Here is a 20127-nt window from a genome sequence, read left to right on the forward strand (position 1 = left end):
CATGAGCCGTCGTCGCGTCGTCGTCACCGGACTCGGCCTGATCTCGCCCGTGGGCAACACGGTCGAGCAGGGCTGGGCCAACATCGTGGCCGGTCGGACTGGCATCGACACCATCACCCGTTTCGATGCCAGCAACCTGGCCTGCCATTTCGCTGGCGAGGTCAAGGACTTCAAGGTGGATGACTACATCCCCGCGAAGGAAGCCCGCCACATGGACACGTTCATCCATTACGGGCTGGCGGCGTCGCTGCAGGCGATCCAGGACTCGGGCCTGCCCACTGGCGACGCGCTGAGTCCGGAACTGGCCGAGCGCATCGGCGTGCTGGTCGGCTCCGGCATCGGCGGGCTGCCGATGATCGAGGAGACTCATGCGGAACTGACCAATCGCGGCCCGCGCCGCATCAGTCCGTTCTTCGTGCCGGCATCGATCATCAACATGATCTCGGGTCATGTCTCGATCAAGTGCGGCTTCAAGGGGCCGAACCTGGCCATCGTGACGGCCTGCACGACCGGTCTGCACAGCATCGGCCAGGCCGGCCGCATGATCGAGGCGGGCGACGCCGATGTCATGGTCGCGGGCGGTTCCGAATCGACGGTGTCCCCGCTGGGCGTCGGCGGCTTCGCCGCGGCCCGCGCGCTGTCCACCCGCAACGACGATCCGAAGACCGCGTCCCGTCCCTGGGACAAGGATCGCGACGGTTTCGTGCTGGGCGAGGGCGCCGGGGTGCTGGTGCTCGAGGAGTACGAGCACGCCAAGAAGCGCGGCGCCAAGATCTACGCGGAACTGGTGGGCTTCGGCATGAGCGCCGACGCCTATCACATGACCGCGCCGGACGTGGACGGCCCGACGCGCTCGATGCGCAATGCGCTGCGCAACGCGGGACTCAACCCGGATCAGATCCAGTACATGAACGCGCATGGCACGTCCACGCCGCTGGGCGATGCGAACGAGACCAACGCGATCAAGCAGGCCTTCGGCGATTACGCCAAGCAGGGCCTGGTCGTGTCGTCGACCAAGTCGATGACCGGCCATCTGCTGGGCGGCGCGGGCGGCATCGAGTCCGTCTTCACCGTCAAGGCGATCCATGATCAGGTCGCTCCGCCGACGATCAACATCTTCAACCAGGATCCCGAGTGCGACCTGGACTACTGTGCCAATGAGGCGCGGAAGATGCCGATCGAGTACGCCGCGAAGAACAACTTCGGCTTCGGCGGCACGAACGGCACGCTGATCTTCAAGCGGATCTGATCCGTCACGCGACACGATCCGGGTGGCGAGCATGACGCCCGATCGATCGACACCACGCCGGGCCACTGCCCGGCGTTTTTCATTGCCGCCCGATCCGCGCTGGGAGCGGGTGCAGCGCGGGCTGCTCGGAGCTGGCGCCGTGGCAGCCGCGGTCGCAGTCCTGCTGCAGCTCGGCATCAGTGCCGGGGCCTGGATGCCGCTCCTCATCGCCCTGGGCGCTGGAACGGGATTGGTGCTGCCTGTCGCGCCGCGGCAGCCGCGAACCTTGCGCTGGGACGGCCAGCAATGGTGGTGGGAATATTCGGGAGAGCCGCTTGCCGTTGCGCCGCAGGTCTTCATCGATCTGGAGCAGTGGATGCTGCTGCGCCTCGATCCCTGGCAGCCGGAGCACGACACGCTCGTTCCCAGCGGGCGAGCGCCGTCGTCGCGCTGGATCGCGGTGTCGCGCGACGCGCTCGGCGCGCAGTGGTCATCGCTGCGGCTGCATCTGTTCCATGCGCCAGGCTGACGCGATGTCCGTTGCGAAATCCGGGCATGATGTGAGCCTTCTGTCCCAGCATCGCCACCAGCGAGTGTTCATGCCCAATCTCGATCGTTCCCGCTCTCCTCGACGTCTCGTCCTGGCGCTTGCCAGTGCTGCCTTGCTGGGCGGGCCGCTCATGGTCGCCGCTCAGACCGCCGCAGCGCCGACCGCAGGATCGGTGCCCGTGGCCGCGCCGGAGCTGGCGCGCGCGCTGCCGGACTTCAGCGCCCTGGTCGAGCAGGCGGGCCCCGCCGTGGTCAACATCCGGACGTCGGAGAAGGTGAAGGTCGCCAACGCGCAGGTCGATGAGCAGATGCGCGAACTGCTGCGCCGGTTCGGTATTCCAGTGCCGCCGCAGCGTCGCACGCCCCCCGGCGCCACGCCGGCGCCTTCGCCGGCACCGGACGACGATGAGGATGACGATGCGCCGCAACGCCGTGGTCTGGGTTCGGGTTTCGTGATCGGCGCGGACGGCTATGTGATGACCAACGCGCATGTCGTCGACGATGCCGACGAAGTGACCGTGACGCTGACCGACAAGCGCGAGTTCAAGGCCAAGGTCATCGGCCTGGACCGCCGCACGGACGTCGCGGTGCTCAAGATCGAGGCCACGAATCTTCCGCTGCTGCGCATGGGCGATGTCGGCAAGCTGAAGGTCGGCGAATGGGTCATGGCCATCGGCTCGCCGTTCGGCTTCGACAACACGGTCACCGCGGGCATCGTCAGCGCCAAGGCGCGCGACACGGGCGACCTGCTGCCGCTGATCCAGACCGACGTCGCCATCAATCCCGGCAATTCCGGCGGTCCGCTGCTGAACCTGCGTGGCGAGGTGGTCGGCATCAACTCCCAGATCTACAGCCAGTCTGGCGGGTTCATGGGGATCTCCTTCGCCATCCCGATCGACGAGGCCATGCGTGTCGCCGATCAATTGCGCGCCAACGGCCGCGTGACGCGCGGCATGCTGGGCGTCTATCCGGACGACGTGAGCAAGGAGGTCGCCGAAGCCATCGGGCTGGGCAAGCCGCAAGGGGCACTGATCAGCCGCATCACGCCGGCCGGTCCCGGCGAGAAGGCTGGGCTCCAGCTCGGCGACGTGATCACCAAGTTTGATGGCAAGGCCGTCGAGAAGGCGGTCGATCTGCGCCGGCTCGCTGCTGCCGCGAAGCCCGGCACGAAGGTGCCGCTGCAGGTGTTCCGCCGCGGCGCCTACAAGGATCTGACCGCCACGCTCGATGCGCTGCCCGACGACCGCGCGCCGGCAACGCCCGATGCCGAGACGCCTGCCGCCACGGGTGCCCAGGCTTGGGGCCTGAGCGTCAGTGAGCTGGCGGAGGCGCAGCGCAAGGAGTTGAAGGTCGACGGCGGTTTGCGCATCGACTCGGCGGATGGCCCCGCGGCGCGCGCGGGCCTGCGAGTGAGCGATGTCATCCTCTCGGCCAATAACGTCGAGGTGAAGACGGTCAAGCAGTTCCAGGCGGCACTGTCCAAGATCGAGAAGGGCAAGTCGTTGCAGATGCTGGTACGCCGGGGCGAAGTCGCGACCTATGTCGTGCTGAAGCCGGGCAAGGGATAAGTCTCCCTTTGGTATTGACCGAACCGGTGTCACTCGCCACCGTCAACCTAGCATCGGCCTGGGGCTTTCCGCAATGCGGAAAATGTGGTCGGCGATTTGTGCGGAGTGGCACGGCCGCCCGTCGGTTGGCGCTCGCTCACGGTTGTGACCAAGGCGGGGCATTGGTGCCTCGCTCCGCTACAATCCGGGCGCGTCCGGTCGGCTTTGTCGCTGTTCCGACGGTGAATCGGAAGGCTTCATTTTGAAGGGCTCAGCGATCCACAGGATGTCCTCAATTTTTGTGGATAACCTGTGCACAAAATCGCTGTTGGCGATGGGCAACGGCCGAGAAGCTCGCATCCATGCGGTTTCCAGGGCGGGCCTTTTGGCTACAATGAAAGCCCAACAAGCAGTTGCCATACGTTTTGTTGGAAGGCGCGTCACCGTTTCGACGTGCCTTTTTTTTATGTCCTGTTCGGGTCCTGAGAAGGGCCGTGCATCACCGCCTCGACCGGCCATCCGCAGTGTGTCTCAGCGTGCTCCGCTCGAGCGCCGCTGGTGTGGCGGACGAGTTCGCGGTCTCCATCCGAGTCCATGAACCACATCCGCAATTTCTCCATCATTGCCCACATCGACCACGGCAAGAGCACGTTGGCCGACCGGATCATCCAGCGCTGCGGCGGGCTGTCGGACCGGGAGATGGAGGCGCAGGTGCTGGACTCGATGGACATCGAGCGCGAGCGCGGCATCACGATCAAGGCGCAGACCGCGGCGCTGCGCTACCAGGCGCGCGACGGGCAGGTCTACAACCTGAACCTGATCGACACGCCCGGACACGTGGACTTCTCTTATGAGGTGAGCCGCTCGCTGTCCGCCTGCGAGGGCGCGCTGCTGGTGGTCGACGCCAGCCAGGGTGTCGAGGCGCAGACCGTGGCCAACTGCTACACCGCGCTCGAGCTCGGCGTCGAAGTGATCCCGGTGCTGAACAAGATGGACCTCCCGCAAGCCAATCCGGAAGGCGCCAAGTCCGAGATCGAGGACGTCATCGGCATCGACGCGACCGACGCGATCCCGTGCTCGGCCAAGACCGGCATGGGCATCGACGAGATCCTCGAGGCCGTCATCGCCCGCATGCCGCCGCCCAAGGGCGTGGTCGAGGCGCCGCTGCGCGCGATGATCATCGATTCCTGGTTCGACAACTACGTCGGCGTGGTGATGCTGGTGCGGGTCGTCGACGGCACGCTGAAGAAGGGCGAGCGCATCCGGATGATGGCCACCAACGCCGTCTATCCGGCCGAGCATCTGGGCGTGTTCACGCCCAAGTCCGAGAACCGCGACCAGCTGAACGCCGGCGAGGTGGGCTTCATCATCGCCGGCATCAAGGAGCTGGCGGCGGCGAAGGTGGGCGACACCATCACGCTGGAAAAGAAGCTGCCCAACAACCTCGGTCCGGCCACCGAGGCGCTGCCCGGCTTCAAGGAGATCCAGCCGCAGGTGTTCGCCGGTCTCTATCCGACCGAGGCGAGCGAGTACGACCAGCTGCGCGACGCGCTCGAGAAGCTCAAGCTGAACGACGCCTCCCTGCGTTTCGAGCCCGAAGTCTCGCAGGCGCTGGGCTTCGGTTTCCGCTGCGGCTTCCTGGGCTTGCTGCACATGGAGATCGTGCAGGAGCGCCTGGAGCGCGAGTTCGACCAGGACCTGATCACCACCGCGCCCAGCGTGGTGTACGAGGTCCAGCTCGGCGACGGCGAAGTGATCGAGGTCGAGAACCCGTCCAAGATGCCCGAGCAGAGCAAGATCGGCGAGATCCGCGAGCCGATCGTGACGGTCCACCTGTACATGCCGCAGGAGTACGTCGGCCCGGTGATGACGCTGGCCAACCAGAAGCGCGGCGTGCAGCTGAACATGGCGTATCACGGCCGTCAGGTGATGCTGACCTACGAGATCCCGCTGGCGGAGATCGTGCTGGACTTCTTCGACAAGCTGAAGTCGGTCTCGCGCGGCTACGCGTCGATGGACTACGAGTTCAAGGAATACCGCGCCTCGGACGTCGTCAAGGTGGACATGCTGATCAACGGCGACCGGATCGACGCGCTGTCGCTGATCGTGCACCGCTCGCAGTCGCAGTTCCGCGGCCGGCAGGTGGCGGCCAAGATGCGCGAGATCATTCCGCGCCAGATGTACGACGTGGCCATCCAGGCGGCCATCGGCGCCAACATCATCTCGCGCGAGAACATCAAGGCGCTGCGCAAGAACGTGCTGGCAAAATGCTACGGCGGTGACATCACCCGCAAGCGCAAGCTGCTGGAGAAGCAGAAGGCCGGCAAGAAGCGCATGAAGCAAATCGGTTCGGTGGAGGTGCCGCAAGAAGCCTTCCTGGCCATCCTCCAAGTCGAAGAATAAGACTCCGAATGAAAGCCATGAGCGCACTGACCGGGCTGCTTTATGCCGCCCTGATCGCCTACCTGGGCGGCTGGTACAAGGGCTACTGGAACGGCAACTTCTCGTTGCTGCTGCTGATCCTGACGACGGTGACGCTGGCCTACTGGCTGGCCGAGCGCTTCCACTTCCAACCCTCGCGCGAGCGCGCGGCCCAGGCGCTGGCCCAGGCCGACGAGAAGCGCCGCGCCTCGCTGGCCGCGCAGGGCATCCAGCGCGTCGACGGCGACGTCGAGGGCGCGCGTCAGGAGATCCTGCGCCAGCCCTGGTGGCTGGACTGGACTGCCGGGCTGTTCCCGGTGATCCTGATCGTGTTCCTGCTGCGCTCGTTCATGTTCGAGCCGTTCAAGATCCCGTCGGGCTCGATGGTGCCGACGCTGATGATCGGCGACCTGATCCTGGTGAACAAGTTCCACTACGGCATCCGGCTGCCGGTGATCAACAAGAAGATCATCAGCAACAACGACGTGAAGCGCGGCGACGTGGTCGTGTTCCGCTATCCGCAGAACCCGACCGTCGACTACATCAAGCGCGCCGTCGGCCTGCCGGGCGACGAGATCGCCTACCTGAACCAGAAGCTGTACCTGAACGGCAAGCCGGTCGAGACGACCGAGCAGGGCCAGTTCTTCGACGACGACCCGAGCCCGAGCGCCATGCGCTTCCGGCAGCGCTTCACGGAGAAGCTGGGCGACGTGGAGCATCAGATCCTGGTCGATCCGAACGCGCGCGGCGGCATCTACAAGCTCTACGATTTCCCGAACAACGAGAACTGCAAGTACACGCTGGAAGGCGTGACCTGCAAGGTGCCGGCCGGCCATTACTTCATGATGGGCGACAACCGCGACAACTCGCAGGATTCGCGCTTCTGGGGCTTCGTGCCGGATGAGAACATCGTGGGCCGCGCCTTCGTGGTCTGGATGAATTTCGGTAACCTGAAGCGCATCGGCGGCATCCAGTGACGGCGGGCCGGCGGGCGGCTAACCTGTACCAACGACCAATATCGGAGCAAGACGTGATGAGGGCACGGAAGATTCAACGCGGCGTCAGCCTGCTGGGCCTGCTGTTCTGGGCGGTGATCATCGGCGGCGGCTCGGTCGTGCTGCTGCGCGTGGTGCCGACGGTGATGGAGTACTACACGATCCAGCGCGCGATCGACAAGATCGCCAAGGACAGCCCGCCGACGGTGGCAGCGGCGCGCGATTCGTTCGAGCGCACCAAGCAGATCGAGTATTCGATCGTGAGCATCGAGCCCAAAGACCTGACCATCACCAAGGTCGACGACAAGGTGAAGATCAGCTTCGCCTATGACAAGGAAGTGCCCCTGTTCGGCCCGGCCTTCCTGTTGATCAAGTACAAAGGCGAGTCGCACTGACTTGCCGGACCGGTTCCCGTCCATGACTCCTCACGCGCTCGACGCCTTCCAGCAACGGCTGGGCTACCGCTTCTCGCAGGCGGCGCTGCTGCAGCGCGCGCTGACGCATCGCAGCTTCGGCCAGCAGCACAACGAGCGCCTGGAGTTCCTGGGCGACGCGGTGCTGAACCTGGCGGTGTCGGCGCTGCTGTACGAGCGCTTCGCCGGCTCGGACGAGGGGGACCTGACCCGCATCCGCGCCCACCTGGTGCGCGAGGACAGCCTGCACCGGCTGGCGCTGCAGCTGCAGATGCCGGAATGCCTGCGCATGAGCGAGGGCGAGGCCCGGGGCGGCGGCGCGCAGCGTCCGTCGATCCTGGCCGACGCGCTGGAAGCCGTGATCGGCGCCGCGTTCCAGGATGGCGGCTACGAGGCGGCGCGCGAGATCGTGCGCCGGCTGCTGGGCGAGACCATCGCGGCCAGCGGCATCGAGCAATGGGCCAAGGACTCCAAGACCGCGCTGCAGGAATGGCTGCAGGCGCGCAAGCTGGCGGTGCCGGCGTACCGCATCGTCGAGACGCGGGGCCAGGCGCATGCCCAGACTTTCACCGTCGAATGCGAAGTGGCCGCGCTGACGCTGTCGCGCCGCGGCGAGGGCCGCTCGCGCCGGATCGCGGAACAGGAGGCGGCCCGGCAGGTGCTGGACGAACTCCTCGCCGGCGATCGCCCCGGCACCGGCCTGCGCGACTGACGCGGAGCCCGCGATGAACGCACCGACCCCTCCGAAGACGCCCGCGACGGCCTCTTCGTCCGATCCCCTTTCCGATCCCGTTTCCGACCCTGCTTCTTCCGTTTCCGAGGACCCCACCCTGAACGCCCCGCACGACTCCGAGACCCCGCTGGACCACGACGCCGATGCCGCCGCGCATGACGGCGTCGAACAGGACGAGGAGGGCGCCGGCGGCGACCTGCCCGAGGTCCGGGGCGGCATCGGCGCGATGCCGTACGAGGGCGACGCGCGCTGCGGCCTGATCGCGATCGTCGGCCGGCCCAACGTGGGCAAGTCCACGCTGCTGAACGCGCTGGTCGGCCAGAAGGTGTCCATCACGTCGAAGAAGGCGCAGACCACGCGCCACCGCATCACCGGCGTGCGCACGGTCGACGAGGCCCAGTTCGTCTTCGTCGACACCCCCGGCTTCCAGACCAAGCACAGCACGGCGTTGAACCGCAACCTGAACCGGACGGTGCAGGGCGTGCTGGCGGACGTGGACCTGGTGCTGTTCGTCGTCGAGGCGGGCCGCTTCGGCCTGGACGACGCCAAGGTGCTGTCGCTGCTGCCGCAGGACAAGCCGGTCGTGCTGATCGCCAACAAGCTGGACGCGGTGCACCGCCGCGCCGAGCTGATGCCGTGGCTCAAGAGCATGCAGGAGCGGCGCAACTTCAGCGAGTTCGTCCCGCTGTCGGCGAAGAAGGACTCGGACGTCCAGCGCCTGTTCCAGATCCTCAAGCCCTACCTCCCGAACCAGGAATGGTTCTACGAGGAGGACGCGCTGACGGACCGCAGCGAGAAGTTCCTCGCCGCGGAGATGATCCGCGAGAAGCTCTTCCGTCTGACCGGCGACGAACTGCCGTACGAGGCGACGGTGATCATCGACCGCTGGGAGGAAGAGGGCAACCTGCGCCGCATCGCCGCGACCATCGTGGTCGAGCGCGACGCCCAGAAGGGCATGGTCATCGGCCAGGGCGGCGAGCGGCTGAAGCGCATCGGTTCCGAGGCCCGCCAAGAGCTCGAGACGCTGATGGACGCGCGCGTGTTCCTGGAGCTGTGGGTGAAGGTCCGCTCCGGCTGGGCCGACAGCGAGGAACACCTCAGAAGCTACGGCTACGAGTGAGCCCGCAGGGCGCTCGCTGACGATCCGCGTCCATGGCCACCCGCGCCCCGAAGCCGCCCGCCACGCAGGCGGCTTTCGTCCTGCACCACTACGACTGGAGCGAGACCAGCCTCGTGCTGGACCTGTTCAGCCGCGAGCACGGCCGCCTGGCGGTCGTGGCGAAGGGGGCCAAGCGGCCGTATTCGCAGCTGCGATCGGTGCTGCTGCCGTTCCTGCGCCTGCAGGTGACGCTGTCCAGGCCGTCGAAGATGAACGAGGACGGCGCGGCCGAGGTGCAGTCGCTGCGCGGCGCGGAATGGGTGGGCGGACAGACGCTGCCCAGCGGCGCGGCGCTGTTCAGCGGCTACTACGTCAACGAGCTGCTGCTGAAATTCCTGCCGCGGCAGGAGGCTCAGCCTGAGCTGTTCGACGCCTACGCGGCATTGCTGCCGCAGCTGCGCTCGGTCGACGACGCGCAGTTCGCGCTTCGCGCCTTCGAATTCCGGCTGCTGGCCACCTGCGGCCTGCTGCCCGACCTGAGCGTGCTGGCGACCACGCAGGCGCCGCTCGATCCGGAGCGGTCCTACCTGCTGGCGCCCGAGTCCGGCGTGATCGTGCCGGCGCACGACGCGCCCCAGCTGACCGGCATGGCCTTCATCCAGTTGCAGGCGGCGCTGCTGCATGGCAGCCAGGCGGCGCTGCAGCAGGCCTGCGAGTTCGCGGGGCCGGCCTTGAAGCCGCTGCTGCGCGGATTGCTTCACTATCATCTGGGGCATCGTCCCCTGCGGACGCGGCAAGTGTTGCTCGACGTCCAGAAGCTGCTCACATGAATCCGCTGATCGCTCCCGAATCCGGCCGCCATGAGGCGCGCTGTGCCTTGTCCGTCAACGTCAACAAGGTCGCGCTGCTGCGCAACACCCGGCATCTGGGCATTCCCAGCGTGACGCGCGCGGCGCAGGCCTGCCTGGAGGCCGGCGCGCAGGGCATCACGGTGCACCCCCGGCCCGACGAGCGCCACATCCGCGCGGACGACGTGCGCGAGCTGGCCGCGCTGATGAAGGCCTGGCCCCAGGCCGAGTACAACATCGAGGGCAACCCGACGCAGAACCTGATGGCCTTCATCCGCGAGGTGAGGCCGCATCAGGCGACCTTCGTGCCGGACAGCGAGGACCAGTTCACCTCCGATCACGGCTGGACGCTGCCGGCCGACAACGAGCGGCTGCGGCCGATGATCGCCGAGTGCCGGTCGCTGGGCGTGCGGGTCAGCCTGTTCATGGATCCGGTGCCGGAGGCGATGGCCCATGTGGCCGCGCTGGGCGCGGAGCGCATCGAGCTCTACACCGAGACCTGGGCGAGCGCCTTCGGCACCGCGCGCGAGGCCCAGGTGCTGGCCGGCTTCACCGCGGCCGCGCGGGCCGCGCTGGCGCAGGGGCTCGCGATCAACGCGGGACATGACCTGAACCGCGACAACCTGACGCGCTTCCTGCGCGAGGTGCCGGGTGTGGCGGAGGTATCGATCGGCCACGCGCTGATCGCCGACGCGCTGGAGCTCGGCTACGCCGAGGCGGTGCGCGACTACCAGCGCTGCATCCAGCGCGCGTACGTCTGATTGCAATCCGGCACGCCATCCACACGAACCGGGCACGAAGCGCGCACCGGGCGCGCATGAAAGGGCCGCGATGATCTATGGCATCGGCACGGACGTCTGCGACATCCGGCGCATTCGGCAGACCTTCGAGCGGCGCGGCGAACGCTTCGCCGAGAAGGTGCTGGGTCCGCACGAGATCGGCGTGTTCCGCGCGCGGTACGCGAAGGTCCCGGCGCGGGGCATCGCCTACCTGGCGACGCGGTTCTCGGCCAAGGAGGCCTTCTCGAAGGCGATCGGCATGGGCATGCGCATGCCGATGACCTGGCGGGACTGCGAGGTCGTCAAGGCGCCCAGCGGCAAGCCGGAGATCCGGCTGCACGGCGGCCTGGCCGAGTGGTTCGAGGCCAAGGGGCTGAGCGCCCACGTGACCGTGAGCGACGAGACGGACTACGCGACGGCGTTCGTCGTCGTCGAGACCCGGGGCTGAGCGCGAGCGGCGCGGCCCGATGACAACGGGCGCGCAAGGGGCGCGCCCATCGAGAGACAACGGAGAGACAAGCACCCATGACCGACTCCCTGCATTCGCCGGTGATCCTGGACATCGCCGGCACGGCGTTGACGGCGGACGACCGCCGCCGGCTCGCGCATCCGCTGACGGGCGGGATGATCCTGTTCGCGCGCCACTTCGAGAGCCGCGCGCAGCTGACGGCGCTGTGCGCCGAGGCCAAGTCGATCCGCCCGGACCTGCTGATCGCGGTGGACCAGGAAGGCGGGCGGGTGCAGCGCTTCCGCACCGACGGCTTCACGGCGCTGCCGGCGATGCGCACGCTCGGCGAGCTGTGGATGGAGGACGCGATGCGGGCGGTGCAGGCCGCGACGGCGACCGGCCTGGTGCTGGCGCTGGAGCTGCGCGCCTGCGGCGTGGACATGACGTTCGCGCCGGTGCTGGACCTGGATCACCAGGACGAGAGCCGGCAATCGATCAGTCCGGTGATCGGCTCGCGCAGCTTCCACGGCGATCCGCGCGTGGTGAGCCTGCTGGCGCAGAGCCTGATGCAGGGCTTCGCGCTGGCGGGCATGGGCAGCTGCGGCAAGCACTTCCCGGGGCATGGCGCGGTGGGCGTCGATTCGCATGTGGGCGTGCCGGTGGACACGCGCTCGCTGAAGGCGATCCTGGCGGAGGACGTGCGTCCGTTCGAGTGGCTGAGCCTGAGCCTGTCGGCGGTGATGCCGGCGCACGTGATCTACCGCAAGGTGGACGGCCGCCCGGCGGGCTTCAGCCGGCGCTGGTTGCAGGACATCCTGCGCGACCGGCTGGGCTTCGCCGGCGCGGTGTTCAGCGACGACCTGGGCATGGCCGCGGCGCGCGTGATCGAGGGCCGGCCGGTGGGCTACACCGAGGCGGCGCTGGCGGCGCTGGAGGCGGGCTGCGACCTGGTGCTGCTGTGCAACCAGAGCCTGGAGCAGGGGGGCCGTGCGATCGACGAGCTGCTCGACGGCCTGGGCCAGGCGCAGGCGGCCGGCGCCTGGTCGCCCGCGATCGACAGCGAGGCGCGGCGCGCGGCGCTGGTGCCGCAGTCGGCGCCGCTGACCTGGGATGAGCTGATGCTCGCGCCGAGGTACCTGGAGGCGCTGGCGCGGCTGCCGTGATCGCGCGGCGCATCCGCAATCGATAGGACGCCTCGCCGCGTCCCGCCTTGTTCCTCCCGAAGCGTTCCTTGACACTGCCCCACTGACAGGCCCACATCCGTCCGCGCGGCGGCTTCCATGTCGAGGAGCCCGTCCGTGCCGGACGGCGGCCAAGGAGGACTCCCAGTGATCAACGCTGTCATCGATCTTTCCCACCACAACCAGGTGTCGAGCTTCGCCGCGGCCGCCGATGCGGGCGTCATCGGCGTCATCCACAAGGCGACGCAGGGCTTCTCGTACAAGGATCCCACCCTCGACGACCATCGCACCCGCGCGCGTCAGGCTGGCCTGCTGTTCGGCGCCTATCACTTCGGCACCTCGGGCGACCCCGTCGCGCAGGCGGAGTTCTTCCTGAAGACCGTCGGCGATCCGTCGATGCTGCTCGTGCTCGACTTCGAGCCCAATCCGCAAGGCCACGACATGTCGCTGCTCGAGGCCGAGCAGTTCGTGCATCACGTCTTCCAGAAGACGGGCCGCTATCCGGGGCTGTACTCGGGCCACACGATCAAGGAGGCGCTGGCCGCCGCGGGGATCGCGTCGCCCGAACAGACCGAGCTGTCGAAGTGCTGGCTCTGGTTCGCGCGCTACGGCGCGGCGCCGCTGATCCCCAAGGTGTGGGACCACTGGACGCTGTGGCAGTACACCGATGGCGCGGCGGGCGATCCGCCTCACGAGGTGCCGGGCATCGGCCGCTGCGACCGCGACAAGTATTTCGGCACCGAGGCCCAGTTGCGGGCCTTCTGGTCCAGCCCCTGAGCACCCCGGTTCGAGCGATGCGCGCCACCCCGATGGGTGGGCGCGCGTGGCCCGTGCCAGCCAGCTAGACTCCGCCCCGACTGACCGGACAACGACCAATCGGGGAGCGGTCCCGCCTTCAGCTGCCCCTGCCCCAGCCGCAAATTCCCTTGCAAACTCGATCTTCGTGCTGATCTCCGATCTCTACGAAGGCGGCGTGGAGCCGCAGCTGCTGCGCCGCGTGGCGTCGCTGGTGGAGAGCGGCGTGCAGTGCGTGCCGTCGTTCGCGTGCACGTCGAATGCGCTCCCGGGCCTGATAGCGGCGGCGATCCGCCGCGATGACATCGTCGCCTGGGCGACGGGGCAGGGGATCGTGACGGCGGTGAAGGGCGGTTGAGACGCGCCTCCCGCGTGGACCATCGAAGGGAAGACAGGCAATGAACGAGGCAGCGTTCTGGCAGCTCGTGGAAGCGGCGAAGACGGAAGCAGGCAGGGATCGCGATCAACGTCCGGTGGCGCTCGAGCGGCTGCTCGCGTCCTTGTCGATGGCGGAGATCCAGGCGTTCCAGCGTCTGTATGACGCGCAGTTGATCAAGGCGCACCAGTGGAGTCTCTGGGGCGCGGCATCCGTCATGAACGGCGGCTGTTCCGACGACGGGTTCAGATACTTCCGCGATTGGCTGGTCTCCGAGGGGCAGGCACGATTCAAGACAGTGCTGGAGGATCCCGACTCTCTCGCCGACGTGCCCAAGTCGGATTGGTTCGGTCTCGAGCTCTTCGGCTATGCGGCGCTCAAGGCCTTCGAGCAGCAAGGTGGCTGTGAACTGGACCGCAACTTCCACGATGTCGAATTCGCGGAACCTGAGGGCCGCGAGTGGGAATCGCACGAGTTGCCGACGTTGTATCCCCGGCTGACGAAGGTCTATGGCGCTGCCTGAAGCGGCGTGAGGCTGGAGCGGAACCCGTCAAACGCTCAGCGTCCCTCGCCTTGCGCCATCTTCGCGAACCAGGCCGACTGGCCGGTCTTGTTGAGCTGGTACCAGGCCTCGAGCGTTGCGGGCGTGTAGACGTCGAGCGTCTCGAAGATGGCGCGCGCGAAGTCCAATGCCGACATGCCGCCCGCGGTGATCAGTCCCCGGTCGATGACGACGGGCTCATCGACGTAGCGGTCGCTGCCGGCGTACTCGGGCACGCCTTTCAGGTAGGACAGCGCGTTGCTGGTGTGCTGCCGGCCGTCGAGCACGCCGAGCCGCGCCAGCCCTGCGGTGGCGCCGCAGATCGCGGCGACGCGCTTGCCGGCATCGAGGAACTCCTTGGCCTTCTTCGCCGCTTCCAGGTGCTCGCCCTTGTCCCAGCCGGCGCCGCCGGGGAGGATCAGCAGCTCGCTGTCGTCGGGGAACAGCGTCGAGAGCCGGATGTCGGGCATCACCGACAGCCCGCCCATCGATCGCGCCAGGTTGGCGCCCGCGGCGGCGACGGTCTTCACCTGCCAGGTGCCTGGCGATTTCTGGAACTCCGGCGTGTTGATGCCGGCGACCGCGTAGGCGGCCTCCCAGTCGGCGAAGCCCTCGAAGAGGTAGAGATGGACGATGCGGGATGGAGCGTTCATGCCGGCCGGGCGGCAAGGTGCGTGCCCGCGGCCCGGCGTTCAGGGGAGATCAGGCGCTGAGTTTCTTCAGCATGAAGAACTTGGAGCCCGCCGCGCCGTGGCCCGGGATCTCCAGCTGCATCGTGTAGCCGAGGCGCTCGTAAAAGGGGCGGGCCTGGACGCTGAACGTGCTCAGGTAGAAGGTGTCGCAGCCGCGCTCAACGGCGCGCCGCTCGAAGGCATGGACGACGGCGCTGCCGACGCCCGTGTGGCGGTGGGCGGCGTCGACCCAGAGCTGCTGAAGTTCACAGCAGCGCCCGAGCGTGCGGCCGACCGCGCCGCCGATGACACGGCCGCCGCTGTCGTAGGCGGCGCTGGAGATCGGCTGCTGGCCCTCGAAGGCACCGTGATCGCCGATGGCATCGTTGTACTGGTCCAGGCCAGCTTCGACGAGCGCCTCCAGGCCGGGCTTGGGAACGTCGAACGTGGCGATGGTGAAGGGCGTGGTCATGAGCGGGCCTCGGCGAGCAGCTTGGCGAGACGGACCATGGGGGTCTGCGTCAACTCGTTGGGAGCGCGCTCGGCTTGCGCGAAACCGTTGCGCGTGTAGAGCGCGATCAGTGGCGTGTTCGTCGACGAGGTCCAGGTGCAGCACTGCGGCAGCCCGCGCGCTCTGAACCACGACTCGGCGCGCTCGAGCAACTGCTGCGCGACGCCGAGCCGTCGTGCCTCGGGCACGACGTAGGTCGTGGAGACGAGGCCGAAGGGCGTGCCGTCGGTGCTGGTCTCGGTCCGGTAGATCGTGTGCCCGACGATCTCGCCGGCCGGATCCTCGGCGATGACGACCTCGGCGGCGCGCCCGTCCAGATGCCATCGCACCCGATCGCGCAGCCAGTCCATCGAGTACATGCCGCCGCCGGCCTGCTCGCCTTCGACTTCGACCAGCGTCGCCCGCATGCGCTGGGCGACGAGGTCGATGGCGGCGGTGTCGTCGAGCGTGATGACGCGGAGTCGCATAGAGATTGACGAGACGAAGGGTCGGAGAATCTTACGTGCGGACACGACAAGGACTGCCGGGAAAGCGCGCGAGACGCCCATCAAGCCGCGCGCCGATACTCACGGCCATGGACCTCACATCCTCATTGCGCAACGGCGAATCGCTGGGTGATCGCCTTTTGAAGGTGAACCATGCTGGCGAGCATGGCGCCGTCCATATCTATGCGGGCCAGATCCTGACTGCGCGATGGACCGCAGCATCGATGTTGCCCGCCTTGCGTGAGTTCAAGGCTCATGAAGAGCAGCATCGCGGGATCTTCTGGGGAGAGCTGCAGCGGCGCGGCCGCCCTCGCTGTCGAAGCTACAGGCTCTGCGCAGCGGGTGGTCTGTTGCTAGGGGCCATCACGGGCTTGCTGGGACGCAAGGCCGTCGCTGCGACGACGGTGGCGGTCGAGCGCGTCGTGCTTGTGCATCTCGACGAGCAAGTCCGAGTACTGCGAGGTCACGATGACGAAGCGGTGGCGGCAATCTCCAAGATCGTTGCGGACGAGCGGGAACATCTGAACGCTTTCGCCGAGGAAATCGACAGGCCTACCGTGTGGACACCGCTTCTGACGGCCATCGTGTCCGCGTCGACGCGGACGGTGATCTGGCTCGGCTTGCGGCTGTGAGCTCGAAGGCGTCGATGAATCGCTTTCCACTGTTGATTGCGCCTTCCCTGCGCTTCGACGGCCGGCTGATCGGCTATGTGCAAGCCACGATCGAAGCGCGCGACCGGTGCTGGATCGCCTATGTCATGACGAGACCATCGACATCGAAGCGACCGATCGTCTCTACCAACGTTTGCACGCCTCAGCGTAACCGCGTCAGCATCGCCTGAAGGGCTGGCTCCGACAGCTCGCCGGTGCGCTTGGCCACCAGGCGGCCCGAGGCGTCGAAGAGCAGCGTCGTCGGATAGCCGGCCTGCTTGAATGTCGCGCTCGCCTGGCGCCGTTCATCGATGGCGACGTTGTCCATCGTGAGGCGCTGAGCGCCCAGCCACTTCGCGACGTGGTCCGCGTCCTCGCCCTGGTTGATGAAGACGAAGCGCACGTCGGGGCGATCGCGCTGTGCCTGCGCCAGCATCGGCATCTCGCGGACGCAGGGCCCGCACCATGTCGCCCACAGGTTGACCAGCACCGGCTTGCCATCGTGCGCGGCGAGATCCAGTCGCTCCCCGTTCAATTGCGTGAACTGAAGGGCGGGCAGCGGCGCGGACGCGGGCTGCAGCGCGAGCTGGATCTGTCCCGCGACGATCAACGCCGTCCCGATCGCCAGCGGCACCGACGCCGGCACCCGCAAGGCCGGCGCGTTCCTCAATCGGAAGGTCGCGTACATCCACATCGCGATGATCCCGATCTCAGGCGACCAGCCGCCATCGCGAATGTTGAGAACGCTGAGCGGATGCTCGACGTAGAGCTCCTTGTACTGGTAGAGGAAACCGAGCCGTGCGAACAGCAGCGCGACGAGCAGGCATCGCCAGAGCAGCGGCCCCGCGTCCTGCTGGCGCCGGCGCGCGAGGACCGTCGCCACGGCGCTCGACACCGCGACCGCAAGGCACAGGTGGACGAAGGTCCACGGCAGGACCAACGGGCCGATCGCGACGGCTTCGCTCATCGCGTCCCTCGGGGACGTTCCACTCCGCGCATCGATCAGGTGGCGAAGATGCCGTCCGTCGACGCGAAGCCCTTGACCTCGATCGGATTGCCCGACGGGTCGAGGAAGAACATCGTCGCCTGTTCGCCCGGCTGGCCGGCGAAGCGGATGCTGGGCTTGAGCACGAACTCGATGCCGCGCGCCTCCAGCCGGTCCGCGAGCGCGCGCCACTCGGGCATCCGCAGGATCACGCCGAGATGCGGCATCGGGACCAGGTGATCGCCGACCTTGCCGGTGTTGCCGGTCTTGAACGGCTCGCCGAGGTGCAGCGAGATCTGATGGCCGAAGAAATCGAAGTCGACCCAGGTGTCGGTGCTGCGGCCTTCCTCGCAGCCGAGCACGCCGCCGTAGAAGGCGCGGGCATCGTCCAGGTCGCGCACGTGATAGGCCAGGTGGAACAGCGATCGCATGGGGCACTCCCGCTCGAGGGTCAATCGGTCGGGCCATCCTAGCCGCGGGAGCGCCGCCGGTAACATCGCCGCTTCCTGTGTCGTGCGCTGGGGAGATCGCCGTGGATGTGACCGCTTGGTTGGGCTTTGTCAGCGTGGCGCTGTTCGTCACCTTCACGCCGGGGCCGGCCGTGCTGATGGCGATCTCGAACTCGCTCAGTGTCGGACCACGGCGCGCGATGGTGGGCTCGCTGGGCAATGCGATCGGCCTGCTGGCCGTGTCGGCCGCGACGACGGCCGGGCTGGGCGTGCTGCTGAGCACCTCGGCCAAGGCCTTCCTCGTCGTCAAGCTGCTGGGCGCCTGCTACCTGATCTGGCTTGGCATCAAGCAGTGGCGCCAGGGCGAGCGCATGGCCTCGATCGCGGACGGCGACGCGGCCGCCGCGGAAACGGCGGGGCTCTCGCGCCGGGCGCTGTTCCTGCGCGGCATCCTGGTCGCGCTCACCAATCCGAAGGCGATCCTGTTCTTCACTGCGCTGTTCCCGCAGTTCATGAATCATCCGGAGACGGCGATGCGCGACTTCGTCGTGCTGACGGTGACCTTCTCGTTCTGCGCCGTGCTGGCGCATGGCTTCTATGTCGTGCTGGCCCGCGCGCTGCGCCGCGGACTGGCCTCGCGCCACCGCGTGAAGATGATGAACCGCGGCTTCGGCGCGTGCTTCGTGGCGCTGGGTGTCAGCCTCATCGGCTGGCGCGGGCGGACGCAGTAAGCGCGGCGTCGCCATGTTGTCGCATGTGTTCATCGGCGTCGGCGACTTCGACCGGGCGCTGGCGTTCTATGCGCCGCTGATGGCGGCGCTCGAGCTGCCGCAGCGCTTCTGCGATCCCTCGCGGCCTTGGGCCGGCTGGCAGTCGGTGCCGGGACCACGGCCGCTGTTCCTCATCGGACGGCCTTTCGACGGCATGGCGCACGCCGCAGGCAACGGCCAGATGACGGCCTTCATGGCCGGCTCGCGCGCGATGGTCGACGCGGCCCATGCGGCGGCGCTCGCGCATGGCGGCCGCTGCGAAGGCCCGCCGGGCCTGCGGCCCGAGTATCACGAGCACTACTACGGCGCCTACTTCCGCGATCCCGATGGGAACAAGCTGTGCGTCGTGTGCCATCAGGCTGAGGAAGGGGTGCGATGAAGACGACTTCGGGGCTGCGGACTCAGTTGTTCGTCGTCGGCCTCACTCGTCAGCCGTGAACCGCACCACCAGCGCCGCGGCGCTCGCGACGGTCGCCAGGCCCGTCACGCCGAGCCACCCGAATGACGACAGCAGCGCGCTCCCCAGCGCCGCGCCCGTGGCCATGCCGATGAACATGCCGGTGAACAGCAGCGCGTTGAGCCGGCTGCGCGCGGCCGGGTCGAGGCTGTAGACGATCGTCTGGTGCGCGACCAGCGCGGCCTGCACGCCGAAGTCGAAGACGATCGCCAGCGCCACCAGCACCACGATCGCCGCCGATCGATCCAGCCACGCCGTCACCGACATCGCCGCGAACGACAGCGTCACCAGCAGCGCGCCGAGCTTCGTGACGACGCCAGGACCGCGCTTGTCGGCGATGCGGCCCGCCAGCGGCGCCGCCAGCGCGCCGGCCGCGCCCGCCAGGCCGAAGGCGCCCGACACCGCGCTGCCCAGCCCGAAGCGCTGATGCAGCATCACCGCCAGCGTCGACCAGAACGCGCTGAACGCCACCGCGAGCAGGGCCTGCGCGATCGCGGCGCGGCGCAGCGTCGGCCATGAGCGCCACAGCCCGCCGAGCGAGCGCAGCAGCGCGCCATACGTCGTGCGCGTCACCGGCGGCGACGACGGCAGCCAGCGCCAGCTGGCCAGGCCCGCGATCGTCAGCGCCAGCGCCGCGATGCCATAGACCCAGCGCCAGCCGAGCAGGTCGGCGATCACGCCGCTCATCACGCGCGACAGCAGGATGCCCATCAGCAGTCCCGTCATGACCTGGCCGACGATGCGGCCGCGATGTTCCGCGGGACTCAGGGCCGCCGCCATCGGCACGACGTCCTGCGCCAGCGTCGCGGTCAGCCCGAGCAGCGCGCTTGCCGCCAGGAAGGGCGCGAAGCCCGGCGCGAGACCGCTCAGCAGCAGCGTCGCGATCAGCAGCACGAACTTCGTCAGGATGACCTGGCGGCGATCGAAGCGATCGCCCAGCGGCGTGAGCAGCAGGATGCCGGCCGCGTAGCCGAGCTGCGTCAGCATCGGCACCGCGCCGATGCCGGCGCTCGAGGCGTGCAGGTCCTCGGCCAGCGGCGCCAGGATGGGCTGGCTGTAGTACAGCGACGCCGCGCCAAGCCCCGCCGACGCGGCGAGCAGCACGATCAGCGGCGCGGACGGCGCGCCGGCATCACGCGGCGCGGCAGTGGCGGTCGATGGAAAGGGAAGGGTGGACATGGCAACTCCCGAAGGGG

Annotated in this window: 24 protein-coding genes and 1 pseudogene; 19 read left to right on the plus strand and 6 right to left on the minus strand. The window is 68.0% G+C overall.

Translation table 11 applies throughout. The features are described from left to right. The first annotated feature begins 1 nt into the window (after position 1). From fabF to ACEN96_RS06560, 15 genes and pseudogenes are all read left to right on the plus strand, one after another. Positions 2-1249: a beta-ketoacyl-ACP synthase II gene (fabF, locus tag ACEN96_RS06490; protein WP_343636127.1), complete on the plus strand. Its 1248-nt coding sequence runs from the start codon at positions 2-4 to the stop codon at positions 1247-1249. A gap of 31 nt (positions 1250-1280) precedes the next feature. Next, complete coding sequence (locus tag ACEN96_RS06495) at positions 1281-1757, plus strand: hypothetical protein (protein ID WP_495587224.1); 477 nt, start codon at positions 1281-1283, stop codon at positions 1755-1757. A 151-nt stretch (positions 1758-1908) separates the two neighbouring features. Further along, the gene (locus tag ACEN96_RS06500) at positions 1909-3345 is read left to right on the plus strand and encodes a DegQ family serine endoprotease (RefSeq protein WP_495588561.1); all 1437 of its coding nucleotides are present in this window, start codon (positions 1909-1911) and stop codon (positions 3343-3345) included. 573 nt (positions 3346-3918) lie between these two features. Continuing rightward, positions 3919-5727 (plus strand): translation elongation factor 4, encoded by a 1809-nt coding sequence (gene lepA, locus ACEN96_RS06505; RefSeq protein WP_495587225.1) that lies wholly within the window; start codon positions 3919-3921, stop codon positions 5725-5727. Between the two features lie 17 nt (positions 5728-5744). Continuing rightward, on the plus strand, positions 5745-6722 hold the full coding sequence (gene lepB, locus ACEN96_RS06510; protein ID WP_495587226.1) for a signal peptidase I: 978 nt from the start codon (positions 5745-5747) through the stop codon (positions 6720-6722). A gap of 56 nt (positions 6723-6778) precedes the next feature. Continuing rightward, entirely contained in the window at positions 6779-7135 is a 357-nt protein-coding gene (locus ACEN96_RS06515; RefSeq protein ID WP_495587227.1) for a DUF4845 domain-containing protein, read from the plus strand. A 22-nt stretch (positions 7136-7157) separates the two neighbouring features. Further along, entirely contained in the window at positions 7158-7865 is a 708-nt protein-coding gene (rnc, locus tag ACEN96_RS06520) for a ribonuclease III (RefSeq protein ID WP_495587228.1), read from the plus strand. Positions 7866-8112: 247 nt separating this feature from the next. Next, on the plus strand, positions 8113-9006 hold the full coding sequence (gene era / locus ACEN96_RS06525; protein WP_343636877.1) for a GTPase Era: 894 nt from the start codon (positions 8113-8115) through the stop codon (positions 9004-9006). Positions 9007-9038: 32 nt separating this feature from the next. Continuing rightward, on the plus strand, positions 9039-9815 hold the full coding sequence (gene recO / locus ACEN96_RS06530) for a DNA repair protein RecO (RefSeq protein WP_495587229.1): 777 nt from the start codon (positions 9039-9041) through the stop codon (positions 9813-9815). Further along, positions 9812-10594, plus strand: coding sequence for a pyridoxine 5'-phosphate synthase (locus ACEN96_RS06535; RefSeq protein ID WP_495587230.1), 783 nt, complete (start codon positions 9812-9814; stop codon positions 10592-10594). The genes recO and ACEN96_RS06535 overlap by 4 nt, the downstream gene beginning before the upstream one ends. 70 nt (positions 10595-10664) lie before the next feature. Next, on the plus strand, positions 10665-11060 hold the full coding sequence (gene acpS, locus ACEN96_RS06540) for a holo-ACP synthase (RefSeq protein WP_495587231.1): 396 nt from the start codon (positions 10665-10667) through the stop codon (positions 11058-11060). Between the two features lie 77 nt (positions 11061-11137). Next, complete coding sequence (gene nagZ / locus ACEN96_RS06545) at positions 11138-12223, plus strand: beta-N-acetylhexosaminidase (RefSeq protein WP_495587232.1); 1086 nt, start codon at positions 11138-11140, stop codon at positions 12221-12223. A gap of 165 nt (positions 12224-12388) precedes the next feature. After that, positions 12389-13018 (plus strand): glycoside hydrolase family 25 protein, encoded by a 630-nt coding sequence (locus ACEN96_RS06550; protein ID WP_495587233.1) that lies wholly within the window; start codon positions 12389-12391, stop codon positions 13016-13018. A 154-nt stretch (positions 13019-13172) separates the two neighbouring features. Further along, a pseudogene (locus ACEN96_RS06555) lies at positions 13173-13394 on the plus strand (hypothetical protein); the annotation flags it as partial. Positions 13395-13434: 40 nt separating this feature from the next. Then, on the plus strand, positions 13435-13935 hold the full coding sequence (locus ACEN96_RS06560; protein WP_495587234.1) for a DUF4240 domain-containing protein: 501 nt from the start codon (positions 13435-13437) through the stop codon (positions 13933-13935). A gap of 35 nt (positions 13936-13970) precedes the next feature. Here the strand turns inward: ACEN96_RS06560 and ACEN96_RS06565 are convergent, their stop codons facing one another. The 3 genes from ACEN96_RS06565 to ACEN96_RS06575 are packed head-to-tail and all read right to left on the minus strand — an operon-like array spanning position 13971 to position 15602. Beyond that, entirely contained in the window at positions 13971-14606 is a 636-nt protein-coding gene (locus ACEN96_RS06565) for a DJ-1/PfpI family protein (RefSeq protein ID WP_495587235.1), read from the minus strand. A 49-nt stretch (positions 14607-14655) separates the two neighbouring features. Further along, on the minus strand, positions 14656-15096 hold the full coding sequence (locus tag ACEN96_RS06570; RefSeq protein ID WP_495587236.1) for a GNAT family N-acetyltransferase: 441 nt from the start codon (positions 15094-15096) through the stop codon (positions 14656-14658). Then, positions 15093-15602, minus strand: a complete 510-nt coding sequence (locus ACEN96_RS06575; protein WP_495587237.1) for a GNAT family N-acetyltransferase — start codon at positions 15600-15602, stop codon at positions 15093-15095. Before ACEN96_RS06575 ends, ACEN96_RS06570 begins: the two co-directional genes overlap by 4 nt. Positions 15603-15709: 107 nt before the next feature. On the opposite strand from ACEN96_RS06575, the gene ACEN96_RS06580 reads away from it, so the two are divergent. Beyond that, a complete protein-coding gene (locus ACEN96_RS06580; protein WP_495587238.1) occupies positions 15710-16252 on the plus strand; it encodes a demethoxyubiquinone hydroxylase family protein in 543 nt (180 codons plus the stop codon). 14 nt (positions 16253-16266) lie between these two features. Further along, positions 16267-16461, plus strand: coding sequence for a hypothetical protein (locus tag ACEN96_RS06585; protein WP_495587239.1), 195 nt, complete (start codon positions 16267-16269; stop codon positions 16459-16461). Here ACEN96_RS06585 and ACEN96_RS06590 read toward each other — a convergent pair. Together ACEN96_RS06590 and ACEN96_RS06595 are read right to left on the minus strand one after the other, a co-directional pair. Next, positions 16434-17237, minus strand: a complete 804-nt coding sequence (locus ACEN96_RS06590; RefSeq protein ID WP_495587240.1) for a prolipoprotein diacylglyceryl transferase family protein — start codon at positions 17235-17237, stop codon at positions 16434-16436. The genes ACEN96_RS06585 and ACEN96_RS06590 overlap by 28 nt on opposite strands. A gap of 35 nt (positions 17238-17272) precedes the next feature. Next, the gene (locus tag ACEN96_RS06595; protein ID WP_495587241.1) at positions 17273-17686 is read right to left on the minus strand and encodes a VOC family protein; all 414 of its coding nucleotides are present in this window, start codon (positions 17684-17686) and stop codon (positions 17273-17275) included. A gap of 101 nt (positions 17687-17787) precedes the next feature. Here ACEN96_RS06595 and ACEN96_RS06600 point away from each other — a divergent pair, with 101 nt between their 5' ends. Both ACEN96_RS06600 and ACEN96_RS06605 read left to right on the plus strand, forming a co-directional pair. Then, a complete protein-coding gene (locus ACEN96_RS06600; protein ID WP_495587242.1) occupies positions 17788-18435 on the plus strand; it encodes a LysE family translocator in 648 nt (215 codons plus the stop codon). A 13-nt stretch (positions 18436-18448) separates the two neighbouring features. Continuing rightward, the gene (locus ACEN96_RS06605) at positions 18449-18853 is read left to right on the plus strand and encodes a VOC family protein (RefSeq protein ID WP_495587243.1); all 405 of its coding nucleotides are present in this window, start codon (positions 18449-18451) and stop codon (positions 18851-18853) included. A 42-nt stretch (positions 18854-18895) separates the two neighbouring features. Here ACEN96_RS06605 and ACEN96_RS06610 read toward each other — a convergent pair whose 3' ends face one another. Next, on the minus strand, positions 18896-20110 hold the full coding sequence (locus ACEN96_RS06610; protein WP_495587244.1) for an MFS transporter: 1215 nt from the start codon (positions 20108-20110) through the stop codon (positions 18896-18898). Positions 20111-20127 lie beyond the last annotated feature (17 nt).

Source organism: Roseateles sp. Mitsp63, assembly GCF_059491535.1.

Bases quoted from the DNA above. Each gene is read 5' to 3' on its own strand.
- ACEN96_RS06595 (WP_495587241.1), bottom strand. From the start codon at position 17,686: ATGCGATCGCTGTTCCACCTGGCCTATCACGTGCGCGACCTGGACGAT.
- ACEN96_RS06500 (WP_495588561.1), top strand. From the start codon at position 1,909: ATGGTCGCCGCTCAGACCGCCGCAGCGCCGACCGCAGGATCGGTGCCC.
- lepA (WP_495587225.1), top strand. From the start codon at position 3,919: ATGAACCACATCCGCAATTTCTCCATCATTGCCCACATCGACCACGGC.
- ACEN96_RS06495 (WP_495587224.1), top strand. From the start codon at position 1,281: ATGACGCCCGATCGATCGACACCACGCCGGGCCACTGCCCGGCGTTTT.
- ACEN96_RS06575 (WP_495587237.1), bottom strand. From the start codon at position 15,602: ATGCGACTCCGCGTCATCACGCTCGACGACACCGCCGCCATCGACCTC.
- ACEN96_RS06605 (WP_495587243.1), top strand. From the start codon at position 18,449: ATGTTGTCGCATGTGTTCATCGGCGTCGGCGACTTCGACCGGGCGCTG.
- ACEN96_RS06535 (WP_495587230.1), top strand. From the start codon at position 9,812: ATGAATCCGCTGATCGCTCCCGAATCCGGCCGCCATGAGGCGCGCTGT.
- era (WP_343636877.1), top strand. From the start codon at position 8,113: ATGCCGTACGAGGGCGACGCGCGCTGCGGCCTGATCGCGATCGTCGGC.
- lepB (WP_495587226.1), top strand. From the start codon at position 5,745: ATGAGCGCACTGACCGGGCTGCTTTATGCCGCCCTGATCGCCTACCTG.
- ACEN96_RS06560 (WP_495587234.1), top strand. From the start codon at position 13,435: ATGAACGAGGCAGCGTTCTGGCAGCTCGTGGAAGCGGCGAAGACGGAA.
- ACEN96_RS06570 (WP_495587236.1), bottom strand. From the start codon at position 15,096: ATGACCACGCCCTTCACCATCGCCACGTTCGACGTTCCCAAGCCCGGC.
- rnc (WP_495587228.1), top strand. From the start codon at position 7,158: ATGACTCCTCACGCGCTCGACGCCTTCCAGCAACGGCTGGGCTACCGC.
- nagZ (WP_495587232.1), top strand. From the start codon at position 11,138: ATGACCGACTCCCTGCATTCGCCGGTGATCCTGGACATCGCCGGCACG.
- ACEN96_RS06585 (WP_495587239.1), top strand. From the start codon at position 16,267: ATGAATCGCTTTCCACTGTTGATTGCGCCTTCCCTGCGCTTCGACGGC.
- fabF (WP_343636127.1), top strand. From the start codon at position 2: ATGAGCCGTCGTCGCGTCGTCGTCACCGGACTCGGCCTGATCTCGCCC.
- ACEN96_RS06610 (WP_495587244.1), bottom strand. From the start codon at position 20,110: ATGTCCACCCTTCCCTTTCCATCGACCGCCACTGCCGCGCCGCGTGAT.
- recO (WP_495587229.1), top strand. From the start codon at position 9,039: ATGGCCACCCGCGCCCCGAAGCCGCCCGCCACGCAGGCGGCTTTCGTC.
- ACEN96_RS06565 (WP_495587235.1), bottom strand. From the start codon at position 14,606: ATGAACGCTCCATCCCGCATCGTCCATCTCTACCTCTTCGAGGGCTTC.
- ACEN96_RS06590 (WP_495587240.1), bottom strand. From the start codon at position 17,237: ATGAGCGAAGCCGTCGCGATCGGCCCGTTGGTCCTGCCGTGGACCTTC.
- acpS (WP_495587231.1), top strand. From the start codon at position 10,665: ATGATCTATGGCATCGGCACGGACGTCTGCGACATCCGGCGCATTCGG.
- ACEN96_RS06580 (WP_495587238.1), top strand. From the start codon at position 15,710: ATGGACCTCACATCCTCATTGCGCAACGGCGAATCGCTGGGTGATCGC.
- ACEN96_RS06515 (WP_495587227.1), top strand. From the start codon at position 6,779: ATGAGGGCACGGAAGATTCAACGCGGCGTCAGCCTGCTGGGCCTGCTG.